This is a genomic window from Acidiphilium sp. MT5 (assembly GCF_054767495.1).
In genome coordinates this window covers 344,520-365,001 of sequence record NZ_BAABMR010000002.1, presented here as the reverse complement: position 1 = coordinate 365,001, position 20,482 = coordinate 344,520, and the positions used below count along the sequence as shown (strand labels likewise).

Here is a 20,482-nt window from a genome sequence, read left to right as displayed (position 1 = left end):
ACTATGACACGCCCCCACGCGCTTCATTGATCTAAATCAACAGCCGCCCCCACACCCGCGTGGCCTGCACCGTCCCCGCCACATCATGCACACGCAAAATCGCCGCCCCTTCGCCAAGCGCAAACAGCCCGGCGGCGAGCGATGCCGGATCGCGCGCGGCAGGCTGATGCGGCTGCCCGATTGCTTCGCCCAGAAATCGCTTGCGCGAAACCCCGACCAGCAAGGGAAATCCAAGATCAGCGCAGCGCCGCAAGCCGCGCAGCAATTCAAAATTCTGCGCGCCGACCTTGGCAAATCCAAATCCGGGATCAAGCGCAATCGCCGAAGCCGCGATCCCCGCGGCCATCGCAGCACGGCTACGCTCGGCCAATTCATCCGTCACGTCGCGCACCAAATCGGCATAATGCGCGTGGCCATTCATCGTCTCCGGCGTGCCACGACTATGCATCAGCACCACCGGGCACCCGCGCGCCGCCACCAGCGAAGCCGCCGCCGGATCATGCCGCAACGCTGAGACATCATTGATAATGCGCGCCCCGGCATCAAGCGCTGCCGCCATCGTCGCCGCGTTGCGGGTATCAACCGAGATCACCGCACCCTGCGCGGCCAACGCGGCGATCACCGGCAGAACCCGGCGCATTTCCGCCTCCGGTGACACCGCGGCCGCGCCGGGGCGCGTGCTTTCCCCGCCAATATCAATGATATCCGCCCCCGCCGCGCGCATCTTTTGCCCGGCCATAATCGCGGCACCGGGATCATCATGCGCGCCACCATCGGAAAAACTATCCGGCGTGACATTCAAAATGCCCATGACCAAAGGCCGGTCCAGCGCAAACCCGGCCCAATGCCTTGCTCGCCGAACTCCGTCAGGCGGTGCGCGAAATTCCTGCATAAGCTGCCGATAGCGTGCCGCCGCCCGGCTGCCAAGGCAGAGACGATGTGCTACCCCCAACACTCTGCTGGCCATGGTGCAAGCCGTGATGATGATGATGAGAGGTCGCTGCCATGTTATCGGGCGCGCCCGAACTCGCGGCACTGGCGAGCGCCTGCAAACCTGATGCGGTGGCCTGCACTTGGCCCAAGGTTGCGCTCAGCTGCGCGCCAAATCCCGGCGCGGATTTCGAGCTAATCCCACCGCTATAGGCGAGCGGCGCTGTCATTGTCGGACTGATCGGTTGGACCATGCAAACCTCCTGCATTTCATGTCACCGCCCGCTCCATGCATCCGCCGTGCCAACGCTAACGTCATGATTTTCCGAATTTTCTGGCCCTTATCCGCCCGCCAGGGCCGATTTTGCCCGGCAAACTTTGCCGCCCGGCACCTATTGCCTGGGCGCGCATCACGTCCATATGGACTGAAAATGCTAAAACTACCCTCCAGCTTTGATCTTTTGAATGCGCTCACCAGGCGCGGTTCCGTGAGCGAGCGGCGTGACATCGCCTATGGCGCTCACCCACGACAAAAATTCGATCTGTTTCTCCCCGCCCACGCTAATAATAAGCTAGCCAGCCGCCTGCCGGTGGTGATTTTCTTTTACGGTGGCTCCTGGCAAATGGGCGACCGCGCCGAATATCGCTTCATTGGCCGCCTGCTCGCCCGTCAGGGCTATATCGCCGCCATCCCGGATTACCGGCTCTATCCTGAGGTGCGCTACCCCGATTTCATCGAGGATGCAGCACTGGCCACCGCCAAAATCGCCGAAACCATTCCCGCCGAAGGCGGTGATCCGTCGGCCATTTTCACCGCCGGTCATTCTGCCGGCGCCTATCTCGCTTTGATGCTCGCGCTGGCCCCGCATTATCTCGCCGCTGTCGGCTATGACCGGAGCAAGCTCGCCGGCGCCATCGGCCTTGCCGGGCCGTATGATTTTCTGCCGATCACCGGCCCTACCTATAAGCTGATTTTTGCCACAGCGCCGGACCTGGTGCGCACCCAGCCCATCGCCCATGTTGATGCCCATGTTGATGCCGATGCCGATGCCGGCGCTCCGCCCTGCCTGCTGCTGCAAGGGGCGCGCGATAGGCTGGTGGCGCCGAAAAACACCGCCTCGCTGTCCAGCCTGCTGCGCGCGGCGGGCACCATGGTGCAATCGCGCATCTATCCCAATATCGGCCACATCACCATTCTGCTCGCGTTGCTGCCATGGCTGGCCTGGCGCGCGCCGGTCATGGCCGACATCAACGCCTTTATCGAGGAGGTGCGCACCGCCGATCCGTCACTGCGCGCCGATCCGGCGCATGATCTGGCGGGCCGCGCCGGATCAGGCTAAACTCGCTTTATGGCTCTGGATACGGCACAAAATCGTTTGGTTCTCGGCACGCGGCGTTATTCCTCCTGGTCGCTGCGCGGCTGGCTCGCCGTGCGTCTGGCCGGGCTTGAGGTCGAGGAGCAGATCATCCCGCTTGCCGGCGGCAGCACCCCAGCGGTCAAAGCCATCTCGCCCTCCGGCATGGTGCCATTCTTGCAACATGATGGCGCTTTGGTCTGGGACAGTCTCGCGATTTTGGAATATTGCGCGGAGCATCACCCGCAACTCTGGCCCGCCGAGCGCAGCGCCCGGGCGCATGCGCGTGCCATCGCCGCCGAAATGCATTCCGGCTTTCGCGACTTGCGCCTCGCCATGCCCATGAGCTGCGCGCGCGTTTTCCCACCGCAAAATTTTTCACCTTCGGTGCATGCCGATATCGCACGGATCGAAACCCTCTGGGCGCAAACCCGCGCGCGCTATGGCGGCGCCGGGCCGTTTCTGTTCGGCGCGCAAATGACCGGCGCGGATGTTATGTACGCCCCGGTCGTTTCCCGGTTCCTCACCTACCAGTCAGCCCTCAGCGCCGAATCCGCCGCCTATGTCGCGGCGGTGCGCGCGCACCCGCTGGTGCAATCCTGGTATCAAGCGGCTTCGTCCGAGCCGCCCGAATGGCGCATTGATCGATTTGAGGATATGAAACCATGAATTATCGCTGGATCGTCCTGCTCGCCGCCCTCGCGCTCAGCCCGCCCGCGTGCGCGCAATCAATCCCAGCGCCGTTGCCGGGTGTCGCCGTCGATCATGGCTGGATCAGGGCGTCCAACAAAATCGGGGTCACCGCCAACGGCTATTTCACCCTCACCAACACCGCGAACCAACCCGATCAACTGATCGCAGCGCAATGCCCGGTCGCCCGCAAAACCGAAATGGTCAGTGCTGATGGCACCAAACTGACCAAACTAACAATCCCCGCGCATGGCACCTTGGTGCTCGACTTGAAATCCGCGCATTTACGCCTGATCGGCACCCGCTTTCGCCTATACCACACCGCGACCATCCCGTGCGGCCTCACCTTCAGCGCAACCGGCTCGGTCATGCTCTATCTCCATGTCGAGCGGCCCGACGCGACCCGATTTCTGGCCATGCGCAAACCCTAACCAGGAGCCATTCATGATCGCGCGCCTCACCGCCGAAGAACATCAAGATTTAGCTGACCTATTGCCCGAATGGGACCTCGTCAAAGGCCAAGACGCCATCGAGCGGAAATTCAAATTTCACGATTTCAGCGCGGCGTTCGCCTTCATGGCGCGTGTGGCGATGCTCGCTGAAAAAATGGATCATCACCCGGAATGGTTGAACGTCTATAACCGGGTCACCATCAAACTCACCACCCATGATGCGGGCGGCCTTTCGATCCGTGACGTCAAACTGGCGCAAGCGATCGACGCGATTATTTAGCCACCCAGCTTTTCACCCAACAGCCTAACCAAATCACCAATATTGGCTAATTTATCGATCTCGCGGCTGCGAAATTTCACGCCAAATTGCTCCTCCAGCGCGATCAAAATATTCACCTGCTTGTAGGAATCCCAACCCGGCACATCCTTGGCCGAGAGGCTCATGGTGGGCACAAAATGATCATCGCTGAAAGCATCCCGAAAAATCGGCGTGATCGCAGCGAGTAATTCGGCTTCGGTCATGGTTCATCCTCAATCATCATGGGCAAGGTGGGAGGCGTGTAGCGCGCCAAATCAAGCAAGGCAAAACCATCCGGCTCGGGCACAAAACCCAGTTTTTCGTAATGATCGCGCACCATCTCATTACGCCCGCTCGCAATAAAGCGCCCGCGCAGCCGCAACGCTCCCCGCGCGCGCGCAACCTCGGCGGTGACCGCGAGCATCGCTTGCTCAACCCGGCGGCCCAACACCCGGCAGGACATCAGCCAGCTATCAATCTCAAGCGTCGCCCCGGCCCCGCGCAGCAGCACAATGCCAATCATGCCGTTATCACCGAAACTATCCACCAGCCGGAACTGCAACCCCAGCCAATCCGGCGCCTCAATCATCGCCGCAATCTCGGCCTCGCTATAGCGCCTGGTGGTCAAATTGAACTGATTGGTCTTGTTAACAAGCTGGGCAATCCGCGTCAGCCCCACCCGGTCAAAACGCCGCCAGATCAGCCGCATATCAAGGCTCGATAAATAGGTCTCAATATCGGTCACACTCTGCTGCAACGCGGCGCGCTGCGCATTGGCGGCATACTGCGCCGCCCGGTTGCGGTCATCCTCGGTCAATGCCACCGACTCAAACCATCCCGATTGCGCGATGCAATCGGCAACCAAGGCCGGCTCCTCCGGCATCTCGAACACCCGCACCATCGGCAATTCCCGGCGCACCAAAGCCCGCTCGGCGGGATTATCATCCAGAAACGCCATCGCCTCCAGGCCCAGATTGAGGGATTGGGCAATCGCGCGGATATTGGTTGCCTTATCGCGCCAATTCGCCACAAAACAGGCAATATCGCTCAGCTTGAGCACCATCTCCGGGTGCTGTTCAAACGGCGCCCGCGCATTCGCCTCATCATTTTTCGAGCACACCGCGAGCGCGATGCCGCGCTGCGACAACGCTTTGGCATAAGCCTGGATTGCCACAAAAGCCTCGCCCTCCGCACTACCTTGGCCCAAAACAATGCCATCCAACCCGTCATCGCCAATCACCCCGCCCCAGAGCGTGTTATCCAGGTCCAACACCAGGCATTTGGCCGATTTCCCGCGTGCCGCCGCGATCAGCCGGACCACCAAATCACCATAATAAGGCGCCGCCGCCGGGCTAATCTCCTGCTTGGCGCGGTGCCAGATCGTCCGGCTGTGCAACGCATCAAGCCCATGGCGCGCCGCTTCATCATCGATGCTGAGCAGCAAAACATGATGATCGGGCGCATCCGCGCGCAGCGCCATATTCAGTTGCGTCAGCGCGGATGCCGGCGAATTCAACAAAAATTCATTTTGCCCGAGCTGCGCCGGATGAACCGGCAAGCCGGTTTGCTGGATCACCCGCGCGCCTAGTTGCGCCGCCGCCTGCCAGATTTGCTGCAACCGCGCGCGCATCGCAGCGTGATCGAGCGAGGCAAGATGATAACCATCCAGCGCGAGCAGCAAAAAATCGGGCCGAAACGCGGCGAGTGCCGGATCGGGCGCGAGCAAATCTTGCGCATATTGCCCATATTCGCCCTGATGGATGCTGATCGAAAGGCCGTGGCGCAGGCCAGCAACCCGGATCGCACCGGCAAGGTGCGCAACGGTGGCACTGCCCAGAATCGCCAACCGGATTGCCGGATATGGCGCGGACGCGTTAAGATCGCTGCGTTCGATCAGCCGATCGAGCCGATCAGTGCGGATGAAATCAAGATTGCAATGAGCCAGCGCGGTGAGATTTTCCGGAGACAATGCCGCTTCCGCAGCTTTCAGCGCGGCAGGCCAATCAGGATGGGTGGGAAGCCAAGTCAGAGCAGGCATGTCGCTCCTATGCCGCAAACCCCCTGGGCGGGCAACGGGTCGCGTGACGCTGGGCGTGACCCATCATAACAATGGCTAGCGCTCAAACATCCAAATCGGTGCTGTTGCTCCGCACCCATTATGTCGATGACGCCGTTGAGCGCTTGGCGGATCGCTATCAGCGCGAATCAGGCCTGGAACTGGTGGTGGTGGTCGATGAATCAGCCGGCGCGGTCACGCTCCCCGCGCGATTTCGCAAAATCGGCATCAATCGGGCAATGGTGGCGGCCGCCGGATTGGTCAATTTGGACCGATGGGGCTGGCAGTGCGGCGACTATTTTTTGATTCTAGCCCAGCAGATTTTGCCGGACTATGCGCATTTTTGGATGGTCGAGCCGGATGTTCTGATCAATTATGCCGATTTATCGGCGTTTTTCGGCTTGTTCGCGGATGACGAGAGTGATCTCTGGATCGCACGTCTTGACCATTATGAGAGCGATTGGTTCTGGTATCCGGCGATGCAGCGATTCTCGCCGGGGCCGGTGGGCGGCTGTTTTTACCCGGTTTTGCGCAGCTCAGCGCGCTTGATCCGCGCGATTGCGACGATGCGCCGCTCAATGCGGGCGCAAATGGGGTTGGCTTCAGAGAATGGGGTGGTGCAGATTGACCCAAAGCTGTATCCGAACGATGAAGGGATAACGGCAACGATTGCGCTGGCAGCCCCCTTCGTCGCGAAAGATTTTTCGGCCCAAGGTGTTGCGTGCGGGCCGGAAAGCTACGGTTTGGGCGAACCATTCTCCGCGGCAGCCCTCGCGCAACGTCCGCCGGATGGTCGGCTCTACCATCCAGTGCTGAGCGAGGCGCGGTTGGCGGCGAGAATTCAGAACTGAGAGAGGATTGTAGCTAATGTTGATTTTTAATGGTTAAAAATTTGATTGTTGTGCGCAGCGGAGCAAATTCGCTTCACCGCCAATGGTTGGCGGGCGGTAAGCAAAATTTTGATTTGGTGCTCTGCGCTTATCAGGCATTGGAATCCGACGGGCTGCCCATGATGTTAATTCCTGGGCAGAAATGGACTGGATTATATCAATATTTAATCAGTGATCAGGGCTGGCGTAATTATGATTATATCTGGTTGCCTGATGATGATATTTCAGCAGATCCATTAACAATTAACAGATTCTTTCAATTGTGCGGCGAACACAAAATCGAATTAGCAGCGCCTGCTCTGAGTGAGCAATCATTTTTTTCGCATTCAATAACAATGGTGAACAGAGCATTTCGGTCCCGGCGCACAAGCTTTGTCGAACTTATGGTGCCCTGCTTTAGTGTCAATTTTCTTGCACGTGCGTTGGAGACACTGAGATTATCAAAGTCGGGGACAGGGTTTGGTTTGGAATTCTTATGGGCGCATATGTTGGATTACCGAAATATTATGATTTTTGATGAGACGCCGGTTTGGCATACGAGGCCCGTTGGTAAGATGCGAGACCAACAATTGGAAGAAGAGGCACTAAATGATATGGGGCTAATCTCCCATGGCATGCAAATTCCGCAAATATATAAAACACTGAGTGCGGAGCGCTGGGACGGCGCTACCGTTACCGCTGAAGAGCCAGTTTTCTTGGTTGATTATTTGTTTGGTTATCGATATTTAGTTGAACGCCGTGGCGATGTTCTGGGCGGCCTACTCTATATGCAGGGGCTGCCCGTTCCCGAACGTCCTCAGATTGATTTCTTAGGCTTTGTTCAATTCAGTCAGCGGCACGTTGGCATTGCCGATTTAACATTGTCAAAGGGAAAACCTAGTCTAATTTCATCGGTATCGCGCTTCTCGCGAACCGATAATCCAGCTATCGAAGCGAGCGGCGGCAATAATGGTGTTATTAACGGGCATTGCCGATTTCACACGGATTATGAGCATAACCCGTGGTGGCAGGTAGATTTATTAGATCGACAAGAAATTTGCTTCGTCGATATTTATAATCGCTTGGATCAAAAAAGCCGGTGCCGTCACGTCGCCGTTCTAATATCTGACGATGGTGAGAATTGGACTTTAGTTGCATCCAAGCTTGACGATTCTGAGTTTGGTGGTGCCGATGGTTTCCCTCTCGTCTTTGAATTTAATCCAGGCATTTTTGGCCGCTTCGTCAGGATTCAAATGATGGGTGAGGGATTTTTGCATCTTGATCAGGTGGAGGTATTCGGCGACTGCACGGAGCGGCGAGCAATGGTGTTTGGATAATGACTCGACGCGTATGTTGTGGACTGATGATCGCGTTGTTTCGGCTGCCGAGCGCGGCCTGGCTGTAGAACCGTGGCTGACAACGATTTCATCAGGGGCGAAATAAGATTATGAGTGCATTGATAGAACTGCCCGCCAAGCAAACAAAATATCGCTGTTCCGTCGCTGCCTGTGCGCGCTGGGAAGCGCGCTATATCGTCGAATGGTTGACATATTACCAAGCGCTCGGCTTCGACCACGTGTTTCTCTATTGCAATGACGATGACCCGTTACCTCTGTTCCGGCTCGTTGAGCCTTTTACCCGGAGCGACACGCCGTTTGTGACCTTCCGGCATCACGCCGAGCAGGGCCAGCAGCGCGAGATGTATCTCGATTTTCTCAAGCAATATGCCCATCAGTCCGAATGGTTTGGCTTTTTGGATATTGATGAGTTCATCCGCATTCCGCCATCGCAAACGATTGGACAGTTTTTGGCGGGTTTGCCCGCTGATAGCGATGCGGTATTGTTCAATTGGGTATTTTTTGGTCCTAATGGTCACAAAACCCCGCCCGAGTTGCCAGTGCTGCAAGCCTTCACCCGGCGGCAGGCCTATCTGCACCAGAACACCAAATTTCTGATGCGCGCATCGGCGCTGGCTTCGGTCACCGCCGATTTTGATCACGGGGATCATCCATTTTGGCATCGGCCCAATCCGCTTTTGCGGGACGCTTCGCGCATCGTGAATGTTCTGGGCGAACCGGCGAATGATTATTACGCCGGCTTTCCGGATCGGCCCCTTGATTATATCAATGAGGATGGACGACGGCAGCGCATTTTCGAAACAGCCCTGATCCATCATTACGCCTTTCGATCCGAGCAGGCCTTTGCCGAACGCGCAGCACGCGGCACGTTAGGATCATTCGCGGGTCAGGGCATGTGGAAAGAGCTTGCCGAAGGCAACGGGTTTGAGGGATTTTTGGCGGCCATTAACGGGGTTGAGGATGTTTCACTGGCTCGGTTCTGGGATCAAGGCTCGCCAGCCGCGTCAGCGCTCAAAAAAATGAACGATCAAATCGCCGATGATGATCGCCTCGGCGCCAATCTATTGAGCTTAAATCGGCCAGCAACCCAAAGCTCATTATCCGCATGGTCGCGGGGTCAAACAACGGAGCAAGACGCGCAGGGTGCCGTCAATGGCGTCATCGATGGCCGTGCCGGGTTTCACACTGCCTTTGAGTCTCAGCCTTGGTGGCGCGTCGATCTTGAACAGGATTGCGCGATCAGTGGGATTCGGATTTTCAATCGGTTAGATCAACCCGATACGGCGATCAGATCGGCGCGACTAGCCATCGATGTTGGGCGTGATCCGTCCGATCTGGTCGAGATCTATCGGCGTGACAGCGACGAGGCATTTGGCGGCGTTGATGGCCGACCATTAATTGTCCCCTTCGATCCGCCAATTCATGGGCGGTTGGTCCGAGTGCGATTGCTTGAGGCGAATTTCCTGCATTTGGATCAAATTCAGATATTTGGTGCGCCCGAAGCGGGCGGCGAGGCGCAGTCCGCGCCGATTCCCGAAATAGCGGCATGCGATCCGATTGACCAAATGAGCGAGCGCGATGTGTTGGTGCGCTTTCAGTCAATCGGCAATAATTGTGAGTTTGGGAGCGTTCAAAAATCGCTTGGCATCGGGCGGTTGTCGCTGTTGCAATGGGTAGAATCCTCTCCCCAAAAACTGGTCCGCGCCATTCACGATAATCTAACGGTGTTTGTCGACCGTGACGATATCGGTGTCCTAGAAGATCGTTCAGAATATTTTTGGTTCGATCCCGTTTATGGTTTGAAAAGTCATTCATTCATCCGCGTCAGCGATATGTCCCGCGAGGATTTCGTCAAAACAATTCGGTCGCGCAACCGCTTTCTTGTCCGTAAATTCCTCGAAGAGCTTGAGGAAGGCGGCCATATCTTCGTCTATAATTTTTTCGGCGAGCCATTGCCGACGCTTGATGTTCTGTCCGAGCTTGCAGCAATGTTGTCGCGGCGCGCGCCGAATTACCTGCTCGCCGTCGGCCTGCCTTCTGACGCGTGCAGCGAGGATAACAAGGTTTTCCATTGGCAGAGCGGGCTGATGTTGGCGACCAAGGATGCGCATACGAGTTTTGACAGCACGCCCGCCCAATATCGCCCCGGTTGGCTCGCAATTTGCCGCGCTGCGTTGCGGCTGGTGCGTGAGCATGATCCGGCGTTTTGGGCCTTGCACACCGGGCGCGTCGCCGCTTTACAGGCTGATGCGCCGCCCGTAACATTCGCGCCCGGCAATTTATGCCAGGGAAAACAAGCAACGCAGAGTTCGCTATCGCCCTATTCGATTGGGCGAACGCTGGAGGAGGATGCCGCCGGGGCGATCAATGGCCGAATTGACGGTCAGATCAAATTTCACACGGACATGGAAGACAGCCCATGGTGGCAAGTCGATTTGGGGGCAATGTTCGGCGTCTCACAGGTCAAAATCTATAACCGGATGGATGTGCCAGGGGTGATGGCCCGCGCCGCGCACCTCGCCATCGAGGTTGGATTTCGCGGCGATGACTGGGTAGAGATCTATCGGCGGAAAAACCCAGAGCCATTTGGCGGGATCGATGGCAACCCCCTGGTTTTTGCGCCCACCATCCCCGTCCCAGCCCGATTTGTGCGCGTGCGCTTGCTGCGGCGCGACTATTTGCATCTGGATCAGGTTGAAGTGTTCGGTGAAAAACTCTCTGCATCCATTGCGAAAAATCTAGATAGATTTTTTGGCCAACAGCCGAAATTTGTCAGTAATGACGTTGATAATCGTGAATTATTCTCGAATTTTATCAGTCTGGGCTTAAATTGCGAATTTGGCATCGTTCAAAAATTGAGCGGCTTGACAAAGCTTGGTCTGCTCGATTGGTGTGCAACGCCGATCAAATCAGTCCTGGAAATGCTACGATCAAATTTTGATGGGGTTGGCAATCCCGAACAAACCAAAATTGCAGTAAAAGGTGATGATTATGATGTTTTTGATACACGATACAATTTCGCCGGACATAGTTTTGTAAACCCTAACGATATTTCTGCGGATGTATTTTATCAACAAATCACGCAGAGATTAAAGTTTCTTCGCCGGAAAATGATCGAAGAATTGGAGATCGGCGAAGCAATTTTTATTTATAAAATGAATGGCAACCCGGTTGACCCGCGCCTAATTCGTGATGTTGCAATCGAGATTAAACGATATGGCAACGGCGCATTATTATCGGTCTGCGATGCCGCTGTCACGGGGTGCCCCAGCGGGCACGTTCGTTGGCTCGGCGGAAATTTGTTTGAGGGTCATTTGGATCATATGGCTGATCTTGCAGAAGCTGGCTCTGTCTCTTTGCCGCATTGGCGTGAACTGTGCCTCAACGCTCTGGAGTTGATTTTGGCGGTTCGCGCTGACGGCGAATTTCTGAATCGCAACGTAACCCCAAACACGGGCGTGGCGGGGTATTGGCATCGCGATCAATTGAATATCGCATCGGGGAAATTTGCCGCGCAAAGCTCGGTTTCGCCTTGGTCTCATGGATCAACCACGGTTGATGATGCGCTTGGCTGCCTGATCGGCGTGCCAAACGGACGGGCTAATTGCCATACGTCCTATGATGCTGATCCATGGTGGATGGTCGATTTAGGGCAGAATTTTGATATTTCCTCTATCGTGATTTTCAACCGCGTCGATGAACAAGAAATCATGAAAAGATCGTCTCATTTGGCGGTTGAGGTCGCGACGGATACGGATGCCTTTCGCGAAATATATCGACGGGACGTGGACGAGCCTTTTGGGGGAATTGACAGCCAGCCTCTGATAATCGCCTCAGATGCGCCTATTCGCGCTCGATTTGTTCTTATTCGCTTACTTACACAAAATTTTCTTCATCTGGATAAAGTCGAGGTTTACGGCACACCGAGCCATCCGGTGTAGTTTCGTCGCGGGTCGCCGCGTTCGGTGACCTGCGCTTGCGCCGAAGCGAAAATTGGGTCATCACAGAAAGAACGGTGTTTGCAGCCTTTAATGGCTCGAACGGGCCGTTTTCCCTGACTTGAACGCGACGCGGACAGGTCAGCAGGCGTTTAGCACGGGTTCGGCGCCGGATTGGCGGGCGAGCCCACGAGATAAGGATCGATGTCAGCACTTTTGGCGACCCCCTTTTTTGTCAGAGTTTCGCTCCGACGCGCCGATGATGTCGGCGTTGGTGGCCAAAGGCGCCCGGTTCTTTAGCATGATTTTTCACCCAACCCATGATCCGCGACTGTTGGCCGGCGACCTTCGGGGGCCGCTGCGGGCGCGCAGGAGAGTTTTTGACGATGCCCAGAATGATGTTGATCGACGCCAGCCATGCGGAAGAGACCCGTGTGGCGGTACTGGATGGTAACCGCCTCGACGATTTTGATATCGAGACGGACGATAAAAAACAGATAAAAGGCAATATCTACCTCGCCAAAGTGGTGCGGGTCGAGCCGAGCCTGCAAGCGGCCTTTGTCGAATATGGCGGCAACCGGCACGGATTTTTGGCATTCGCCGAAATCCACCCCGATTATTACCAAATCCCGGTGGCGGATCGCCAGCGTCTGATCGAGCTGGAAGCCGAAGAAGCGCGTCGGCGCGAGGCCGCCGAAGAAGCGGCTGAATTGGCCGCCGAAGCCCGCGCGCGGGCCGGCTTAGCGCCCGAAACCCCCACCGCCGATGATCAACCCGCGCCAGAACCGGCAAGCGAATCCGAACAAAATGAAGCCGCCCCCACAGCGCAGGCGCTCGAAACCGGCCTCAGCGCTGAGCGCTTGCAGGCCGAGCCTGACGAGGCGCTGCCCGGTCATCACGGCCTGACCGATACCGAAATCGAGTTTGATCCGGCGGCAATCGAGCGGGAATTGATGGCGCCGCGCAGCATTGACCCCGCAGATGCCGAGCAACCAGACATCGGCGGGCCAAACACGGGCGAAATGGGCGCGGGTGAAATGGTCGCGGGCGAAATGGGCGCGCGTGAGGCGGGCACATCGGATGGCGGGTTCGACGAAAGCGAAGCGCAGCCAACCCCCGAGCAGGTGGGCGGCGAGAGCGATGCGGCGGAAGAAGCGCGCGAGCGCCGTCGCACCAGGATCATGCGCCAATATAAAATCCAAGAAGTGATCCACCGGCGGCAGATTTTGCTGATCCAGGTGATCAAGGAGGAGCGCGGCTCGAAAGGCGCTGCGCTGACCACCTATATCTCGCTGGCCGGGCGGTTCTCGGTGCTGATGCCAAATTCGCCCAATGGCGGCGGCGTGTCGCGCAAAATCACCGCACATAGCGACCGCAAACGGCTCAAAGAGGTCATGGCCGAACTCGAAATCCCGGATGGCATGGGCATGATCGTGCGCACGGCGGGGGCCAACCGGCCAAAGCCGGAAATCAAGCGCGATTGCGAATATTTGCTCCGCCTCTGGGACGATATTCGCGAGCGAACGATGAGTTCCGTCGCGCCGAGTTTGATTTACGAGGAAGCCTCGCTGATCAAGCGCACCATCCGCGATGTGTATACCCGCGAGGTCGATACGGTCTATGTCGAAGGCGCGGAAGGCTTCCGCGCGGCGCGCAATTTCATGGCCATGCTCATGCCAAGCCATGTGCGCAAGGTGCAGCAATGGACTGAAAAACAGCCATTATTTGCCCGCCATCAGGTCGAGCAAATGATCGAGCAGGTGTTTCAACCCACCGTGCAGCTCCGCTCGGGCGGCTATTTGGTGATCAACCAAACTGAAGCACTGGTCGCGATCGATGTGAATTCCGGGCGCGCAACCCGCGAGCGCAACATCGAGGATACCGCGCTGCGCACCAATATGGAGGCGGCGGAAGAGGTCGCGCGGCAATTGCGCCTGCGCGATCTCGCAGGGCTAATCGTGGTCGATTTCATCGACATGGAGGTGCGCAAGCACAACGCCATGGTCGAGCGCAAGCTAAAGGACGCGCTGAAGGGGGATCGGGCGCGGATTCAAGTCGGGTCGATCAGCCATTTCGGGCTGCTGGAAATGAGCCGCCAGCGGCTGCGGCCTTCCTTGGCCGAGACCATGCTGATCCCGTGCCCGCATTGCGATGGCGCAGGCCATGTGCGTAGCGCCGCGAGCCTGGCGCTGGCGGTGTTGCGCGCGCTGGAGGATGAAGGCGCGAAGCACGCAGCGAACCGGCAGGCGGCTGAATTTGCGGTGCATCTTGCCGCCGACGTCGCGCTCTATATCGTCAATCATAAGCGTGCGGAATTGGCAGCGATTGAGACGCGCTTTGGCATGATCGTGCGGTTTGTCGCCGATGCCGCAACACCGACGCAGTTCCGCGTCGAGAAGCTGCGGGTGCTCGCAGCGCCAACCCGCTCGGCAGCGGATCAGCCTTTGGCCATGGGCGGCGAGATCGCGGCGGTAGAAGAGGCTGGATTCGGCACCGCCGACACAGCCGAGTTGGACGCGCCCGGCGAGGCGATGGGCAGCGACGCCGCACTCGATGCCAGTGCCGAGGCCACCGAGGAGGAAAAACGCTCCCGGCGGCGGCGGCGCAGGCGGCGCGGTCGGCGCGGTGAGGGCAGCGAGGCTGGTGACGCCAGTGACGCCGGTGACGGGAGCGATGGGGCGGATGATGCATCCATGGCCACTGAGGAGCGTGATGCGGATGACACCGCGCCCGGCCAGAACGAGCAACCAGCAGATGATCGCTTCACCCCGGCCTTGGCGCCGATTGAGTTGCCGGCGGTTGACGTGCCGCGCGAGCCACGGCGGCGGCGGCCACCAAGGCGGCGCGGCGGTGCAGCGCGCGGCGAGGGCAGCGACGATGCAGCGAGTGCGCCAGTGAGCGGGTCAGTGGGCGGGTCGGTAAGCGAGTCGGTGCGCGAGCCGGTTGCGCCGCCCATGCCGCGCGAGGAGCCGATTTATCTGGATATTGCCGATATTTTTGAGGCCGCCGAGCGCAAAGAGGCCGAACGCGCCGCCGCCGCGCGTGCCGAAGCCGCAGCGCGCCAAGCCCGCCCCGCGCCGCGTGACGAGGTCATGCATGAGGCGCAGGTGGCTGCAACGCCGCCCGAGCCAGCCCCAGCACCAGCCCCCGCACCAGCCCTGGCACCAGCCCCAATCATCGAGCCGACCCCCGAACCGGTCACGGAACCATCGAACGGGGAACCGCCCACCGCCCCGGCGGTGCAACCCATCGTGATCGGCACCGCCGAGGGCGAACCAGGCCCGCGCAAAAGCGGATGGTGGCGGCGCTAGAGCGTGATTGGTTATCACCAACCAAGCTCCAGCCTTTGTTTGCCGATCAATTTCATTGGCTGAGGTCGAATCTGCCGATTCGACCTCAGCCAATATTGATCTAAAACAACCCGGTAATATTCCCCGCCGCATCGAGGCCCACAGCCTCGGCGGCGGGAATCCGGGGCAAACCGGGCATGGTCATAACATCGCCCGCGAGTGCCACCACGAAACCGGCACCCGCTGACAAGCGAAGTTCACGGATCGGGAGCGTAAAGCCGGTCGGCGCGCCGCGCTGGCCAGGGTCAGCCGTGAAACTATACTGGGTTTTCGCGACGCAAACCGGCAAATGGCCAAAACCAGCGCGCTCAAACCGCGCCATTTGCTTGGCAGCGCGGTCGGACAGCGCAATATCCACACCGCCATAGATGCGGCGAACAATGGTGCGCAGCTTATCGGCGAGCGAAAGCTCATCCGGATACAGCAATTCGAAATTCGTCGAGGGATCGGCAATCGCCGCCCGGACGGCGCGGGCCAGATCCGCCGCACCGGCGGGGCCATCGGCCCAATGGGTGCAGAAAATCGGCGTGATGCCATCGGCCAATAGCGCGCCGCGCAGCGCCTCGCGCTCAGCCGCGGTATCGGAAACAAAACCGTTGATCGCAACCAAAGTCGGCAGGCCGAATGCGCGCATCGCCGCGACATGGCGGCGCAGATTGTCAGCCCCGGCCCGCACGGCTTCGGGGTTTTCCGCACCAAGATCACCGCGCGCCACCCCACCATGCATTTTGAGTGCGCGCAGCGTGGCCACCACCACAGCGCAAGAAGGGCGCAGGCCAGTTTGCCGGCATTTGATGTCCAGAAACTTCTCGCCGCCCAAATCGGCGCCGAAACCCGCCTCGGTCACCACAATATCAGCGAGTTTGAGCGCGGTGGTGGTCGCCATCACCGAATTGCAGCCATGGGCGATGTTGGCGAACGGGCCGCCATGCACCAGGGCGGGCGTGCCGTGCAGCGTTTGCACCAGATTGGGTTGCAGCGCGTCGCGCAGCAAAGCCGTCATCGCACCAACCGCGTTCAAGCTCGCCGGGGTAACGGGCGTGCCATCGCGCCGCTCCGCGATAATCATCCGCGCCAGACGCTCTTGCAGATCAGTTAGGTCTTTGGCGAGGCAGAAAATCGCCATCACCTCGGAAGCAACGGTAATATCGAATTTTTGCTCGCGTGCGGCGCCATTGGCCCCACCACCGAGGCTGAGCACGGTTTCGCGCAGCGCGCGGTCATTCATGTCGATGGCGCGGCGATGGGAAATCCGGCGCACATCAATATCAAGCCCATTGCCCCAATAAATATGGTTATCGAGCATGGCGGCGAGCAGATTATTCGCGCTGGTAATGGCGTGAAAATCGCCGGTGAAATGCAGATTAATCTCCTCCATCGGGGCGATTTGCGCATAACCGCCGCCGGTGGCGCCGCCTTTTTGACCAAAGCACGGGCCCAGGCTCGGCTCGCGCAAGGCAATCATGGTTTTGGCGCCGGACGCCGCGAGCGCATCCCCAAGGCCGATACTGGTGGTGGTTTTACCCTCGCCAGCCGGGGTTGGGCTGATACCGGCAACCAGCACCAGCGCGCCGTTCGGGCGGTCGGCCAGACTATTAATATAGTCGAAATCGATTTTTGCCTTGTGTCGGCCATAAGAGATGATGGCCTCGGCAGGGATGCCAGCCGTGTCGGCAATGGTGGCGATCGGGCGGAGCTTGATGCTCCGGGCGATGTCAAGATCAGTCGTCATGCGGTCGTCTCCCTGCGTTGACGCTGTTATTCTTGGCTCTTGCCCGAATGGCAAGAGGGGATGCTGGCGTGATCGGGGTTTGCAATCGTAAATTTGCAATCGTAAAAGCATCTTATGGGGAATGGTTCGGTGTTACCGTCTGCGCTGAGTGGGTTCATGCTACCCGATTGGGCGGTGTTGATTCTGCTGTTGATTGGCGGCGTCTATGCGCTGGCCCTCCTCGCGATGCCGTTTGCGGTGTTTGGCGTCAAATCGCGGCTCAGCGCGATCGAAGAGCAGCTTGAGGATATTCAGGAAGAATTGCGGGTCATGGCACTGCGTCAAGCGGGCGCGCGGATCGGCGTGATGGATCAGGTCTATCCCGAACCCGCCAAACCAACAGCCCCAGCCCCGATGGCACCCATGACCGAGCCACCGCTGCGTCGGCGTGACAGCGCGGAATTCACCATGGCACGCTCCCCTCAAGCACCAACCCAACCACCACCGGCCCCACCGCCACCCCCGCCATCTCCCTCTGCCGAACCATCGCTGCGCGAGAGTTTTGGACGCGCCCGCCCATCTTCACCCCCACCCGCACCACCGGCGCCACCCGCACCGCCACGGGGTCGGCGGATCGAACCGCGCTTGGATTAATCTGAACCTTTGCGTGCTGGCTTGAATCCCGCCGGTCGCACGCCCACCTGCCAAGAGTCCGACGCGGATTTTTAACGCGCCGTCTGGTCGTTTATCAACGGAGCGAAAAATGTCAGGCTTGCAATCGCCCCAGGCGATGATCAACACGATAATTGCCAAATCGATCCATCAGCATTGGCGGTTTTACCTGTTCGAAGGGTTGGTGCTGACCGGCTTGGGCCTCGGTGCCATTGCCCTGCCGGTGCTGGCCGGACTGACGCTGACCTTGGTGCTCGGATGGCTCTTCATCATTGCCGGCGCGGTCGGTCTGGTCACGGTCTTGGGCACCATGCGCGGCACGCGGGCGCCGGGATTGGTCTGGGCCGCCTTGTCCTCGGTGGTCGCCCTCGTGGTCGGTGCGGTGTTGCTGTGGGACCCGGTGCGCAGCTTGGCGACCCTGACCTTTGTGCTGGTCGCTTATTTCATCGCAGATGGCATTTTGATGATTTTTCTGGCGCTGGCGCACCGGCGCGGCCTGGCTGGTAAATGGGAATGGATGTTGGTCAATGGTGTGGTCGATTTGATCCTGGCCGCTGTCGTGATCGCCGGTTTTCCGGGCACTTTGGTATGGGCGCTCGGCTTGCTGGTCGGTATCGATATGGTGTTTGGCGGCACCGGATTGATTTCAATGGCACTGACCGCGCGGCGCGAAATGAGCCAGTAACCAAGCAATCAGCAACGATTAATCAAGCGGAGCAGGCGGGCAATTCGGCCAATTTTTGCAAAATGGCGCGGTAATCCGCATCGTCCAGCGCGCTCAGCGGCGGGCGCATCCGGCGCCATGTCGGGTCATTCAACAGGGCGGCGGTAATGGTTTTGATCGCCGCCATCGGCGGATAGGAAGCGCTGATCGCGCGCAGCGCTTCGATATAGGCTTGCGCCGCTTGCACGCGCTCGGCATTGTCGGGTTGGTCCGCCTGATCAAAAATAATTCGCAGGCCCGCACTCGCAATGTTCGCGAGGCCGGTGATCGCCCCAGCGCCGCCAGCGCGCAAAAACGGCAGCATGAGCGGATCAGCACCGGCAAGAACGCCAAAGCCAGAATGATTTTCAATAAAAGCGAGGCCGGACTCGCGCTGGCCGGACGAATCTTTCAACCCAACCACAATTTCAGGATAATGGCGGCGAAGCTGTTCGATACTGGCATGGGTGATCGGAATGCCTGAGAATTGCGGAATATGGTACAGCACCAGAGCGAGCCGTTTATCGGCCACGCTCTCAATCAATTGACGATAGCTGGCCACAAGCCCGTCATCACTCAGATTTTTGTAATAAAACGGCGGCAAGACCAGAAAATCAGTAACACCGAGATTGAGCGCGTGGCGCGTCAGCTCAATCGTATCACCGATGGCGGGCAAGCCAGTGCCCAGCAGAATCGCCTGCGGCGGGATGCCGGACGCGAGCACTGCCTCCAAGATCGCTTTGCGTTCGGACTGGGAAAAGGAGGTCGCCTCACCGGTGCTGCCCAGCAACGCCAGACCATGACAGCCCTGGTCAAGCAGGCGGCGGCACTGAGCAATCAGCCGGGGCGTATCAACGGCAAAATCCGGGGTGAGCGGGGTCGCAACTGCCGCAAAGACGCCTTTGACCCGGTAATTCATTGTTTCACTCCCGTTTGCCCGATGCCGTTCCACGCCCTCTGAACTTTGCCGCCTGGCGCGCCCATGCGCAAGAATTCAGCACGGTGCTACATGCAGGTCAGCTATCCTGCTCTATCATCGGCTGCATCCGTTCGGCCAAGCGCCAGACATAGGCGATGATTTCCGCGACGATCTTGAAATGCTCGGACGGAATTTCCGCCTCCAGCGCCACTTTGTACAGGGCGCGGGCCAGCGGCGGATTAGCGACAATCGGCACCGACAAATCACGGGCCAGTTCTCGAATGCGCGCCGCCATCCGGTCTTTGCCTTTGGCAACGATGCGCGGTGCCGATTGATCGCCACGGTTATATTCGAGGGCAACAGCATAATGGGTCGGATTGGTGACCACCACGCTGGCGCGGGCGAGGGCGATGCTGAGTGTTTGCTTGGCCCGCGCCGCGCGCAAGGCACGCAGCCGCGCTTTGATTTCAGGATTACCATGCGTCTCGCGCGATTCATCGCGGATTTCGGTATGGGTCATTTTGATTTGCGACTGAAACCGCAACCGCGTCCAGCCGAGATCGGCGGCGGCGATGGTCAAATTTCCCAGCGCCACCGCGCTGACAATGGCGAGGAGCGTCTTGCCAATCCACAGGACAATGCCGGCCGGATGGGTGCCAATCGTGCCGATCAAGGCGGGCAGGCGCGCTTTGAGGATCAGGGCAACCACGATGCCAACGATGATGAGCTTGATGGTGGAGCGCAGCGTCTCAATCAAATGATTGGCACTCAATAATCGGCTGAGACCGGTCAAAGGTGACAGCATCGAGATATGCAAGCGCGGTGCCTGCAAGCGCGGACGGAAACCGGTTTGCGCGATGGTGCCGAGCAGACTCGCGACAATAACCGTGCCGCCCACAAGGCCGATAATATGCACCGGTTCGCGTGCTGCGGCGATCAGCACCATCAGCACATGATGAAAGCCACCCGGCGCACCCGCCCCGGCGATGATGCCGGCCAGCGCACGGATGAGTTGATCGATCAGGGGGGCGCCAAAGCCGATGAGCACGCCGATAAAACCAAGCAGACCCAGCGCACCGGGAAGTTCACGGGCCAACGGCATTTCGCCATGATCAATCGCTTTGAGCAAGCGGGCCGGGGTGGCTGCCTCGGTTTTGGCGTCATTTTCGCCCTCCGCCATC

Annotated in this window: 17 protein-coding genes and 1 pseudogene; 11 read left to right on the top strand and 7 right to left on the bottom strand. The window is 58.8% G+C overall.

Annotated elements, in window-relative coordinates; all coding sequences use genetic code 11:
- Positions 1-31: 31 nt before the first annotated feature.
- Complete coding sequence (gene folP, locus ACYUCQ_RS03840; protein ID WP_460253177.1) at positions 32-892, bottom strand: dihydropteroate synthase; 861 nt, start codon at positions 890-892, stop codon at positions 32-34.
- On the bottom strand, positions 867-1,184 hold the full coding sequence (locus ACYUCQ_RS03835; protein ID WP_460253176.1) for a hypothetical protein: 318 nt from the start codon (positions 1,182-1,184) through the stop codon (positions 867-869). The genes folP and ACYUCQ_RS03835 overlap by 26 nt, the downstream gene beginning before the upstream one ends.
- 234 nt (positions 1,185-1,418) lie before the next feature.
- On the opposite strand from ACYUCQ_RS03835, the gene ACYUCQ_RS03830 reads away from it, so the two are divergent.
- The 4 genes from ACYUCQ_RS03830 to ACYUCQ_RS03815 are packed head-to-tail and all read left to right on the top strand — an operon-like array spanning position 1,419 to position 3,707.
- Positions 1,419-2,270 (top strand): alpha/beta hydrolase, encoded by an 852-nt coding sequence (locus tag ACYUCQ_RS03830; protein ID WP_460253175.1) that lies wholly within the window; start codon positions 1,419-1,421, stop codon positions 2,268-2,270.
- A gap of 9 nt (positions 2,271-2,279) precedes the next feature.
- Entirely contained in the window at positions 2,280-2,954 is a 675-nt protein-coding gene (locus tag ACYUCQ_RS03825; RefSeq protein ID WP_460253174.1) for a glutathione S-transferase family protein, read from the top strand.
- Entirely contained in the window at positions 2,951-3,406 is a 456-nt protein-coding gene (locus ACYUCQ_RS03820; RefSeq protein WP_460253173.1) for a copper chaperone PCu(A)C, read from the top strand. Before ACYUCQ_RS03825 ends, ACYUCQ_RS03820 begins: the two co-directional genes overlap by 4 nt.
- Before the next feature lie 13 nt (positions 3,407-3,419).
- Positions 3,420-3,707 (top strand): 4a-hydroxytetrahydrobiopterin dehydratase, encoded by a 288-nt coding sequence (locus tag ACYUCQ_RS03815; protein ID WP_460253172.1) that lies wholly within the window; start codon positions 3,420-3,422, stop codon positions 3,705-3,707.
- On the opposite strand, the gene ACYUCQ_RS03810 is transcribed toward ACYUCQ_RS03815, so the two are convergent.
- A complete protein-coding gene (locus tag ACYUCQ_RS03810) occupies positions 3,704-3,949 on the bottom strand; it encodes an acyl carrier protein (RefSeq protein ID WP_460253171.1) in 246 nt (81 codons plus the stop codon). The genes ACYUCQ_RS03815 and ACYUCQ_RS03810 overlap by 4 nt on opposite strands.
- On the bottom strand, positions 3,946-5,763 hold the full coding sequence (locus ACYUCQ_RS03805; RefSeq protein ID WP_460253170.1) for an HAD-IIIC family phosphatase: 1,818 nt from the start codon (positions 5,761-5,763) through the stop codon (positions 3,946-3,948). Before ACYUCQ_RS03805 ends, ACYUCQ_RS03810 begins: the two co-directional genes overlap by 4 nt.
- 71 nt (positions 5,764-5,834) lie before the next feature.
- Here ACYUCQ_RS03805 and ACYUCQ_RS03800 point away from each other — a divergent pair, with 71 nt between their 5' ends.
- The 5 genes and pseudogenes from ACYUCQ_RS03800 (at position 5,835) to ACYUCQ_RS03780 (ending at position 15,257) form a co-directional block, all read left to right on the top strand.
- A complete protein-coding gene (locus tag ACYUCQ_RS03800; protein WP_460253169.1) occupies positions 5,835-6,632 on the top strand; it encodes a hypothetical protein in 798 nt (265 codons plus the stop codon).
- 29 nt (positions 6,633-6,661) lie between these two features.
- Entirely contained in the window at positions 6,662-7,987 is a 1,326-nt protein-coding gene (locus tag ACYUCQ_RS03795) for a discoidin domain-containing protein (protein WP_460253168.1), read from the top strand.
- 110 nt (positions 7,988-8,097) lie between these two features.
- Positions 8,098-9,450, top strand: a pseudogene (locus ACYUCQ_RS03790) (glycosyltransferase family 2 protein); the annotation flags it as partial.
- A 123-nt stretch (positions 9,451-9,573) separates the two neighbouring features.
- A complete protein-coding gene (locus ACYUCQ_RS03785; protein WP_460253225.1) occupies positions 9,574-11,949 on the top strand; it encodes a discoidin domain-containing protein in 2,376 nt (791 codons plus the stop codon).
- A gap of 383 nt (positions 11,950-12,332) precedes the next feature.
- Positions 12,333-15,257, top strand: coding sequence for an Rne/Rng family ribonuclease (locus ACYUCQ_RS03780; protein WP_460253167.1), 2,925 nt, complete (start codon positions 12,333-12,335; stop codon positions 15,255-15,257).
- 100 nt (positions 15,258-15,357) lie between these two features.
- Here the strand turns inward: ACYUCQ_RS03780 and ACYUCQ_RS03775 are convergent, their stop codons facing one another.
- Positions 15,358-17,028 (bottom strand): formate--tetrahydrofolate ligase, encoded by a 1,671-nt coding sequence (locus tag ACYUCQ_RS03775; protein ID WP_460253166.1) that lies wholly within the window; start codon positions 17,026-17,028, stop codon positions 15,358-15,360.
- Positions 17,029-17,157: 129 nt separating this feature from the next.
- Here ACYUCQ_RS03775 and ACYUCQ_RS03770 point away from each other — a divergent pair, with 129 nt between their 5' ends.
- Positions 17,158-17,661, top strand: coding sequence for a hypothetical protein (locus tag ACYUCQ_RS03770; RefSeq protein ID WP_460253165.1), 504 nt, complete (start codon positions 17,158-17,160; stop codon positions 17,659-17,661).
- Positions 17,662-17,770: 109 nt separating this feature from the next.
- On the top strand, positions 17,771-18,364 hold the full coding sequence (locus ACYUCQ_RS03765) for an HdeD family acid-resistance protein (RefSeq protein WP_460253164.1): 594 nt from the start codon (positions 17,771-17,773) through the stop codon (positions 18,362-18,364).
- Positions 18,365-18,386: 22 nt separating this feature from the next.
- Here ACYUCQ_RS03765 and ACYUCQ_RS03760 read toward each other — a convergent pair whose 3' ends face one another.
- Positions 18,387-19,301 (bottom strand): dihydrodipicolinate synthase family protein, encoded by a 915-nt coding sequence (locus ACYUCQ_RS03760; protein WP_460253163.1) that lies wholly within the window; start codon positions 19,299-19,301, stop codon positions 18,387-18,389.
- Between the two features lie 97 nt (positions 19,302-19,398).
- On the bottom strand, positions 19,399-20,481 hold the full coding sequence (locus tag ACYUCQ_RS03755) for an EscU/YscU/HrcU family type III secretion system export apparatus switch protein (protein ID WP_460253162.1): 1,083 nt from the start codon (positions 20,479-20,481) through the stop codon (positions 19,399-19,401).
- Position 20,482 lies beyond the last annotated feature (1 nt).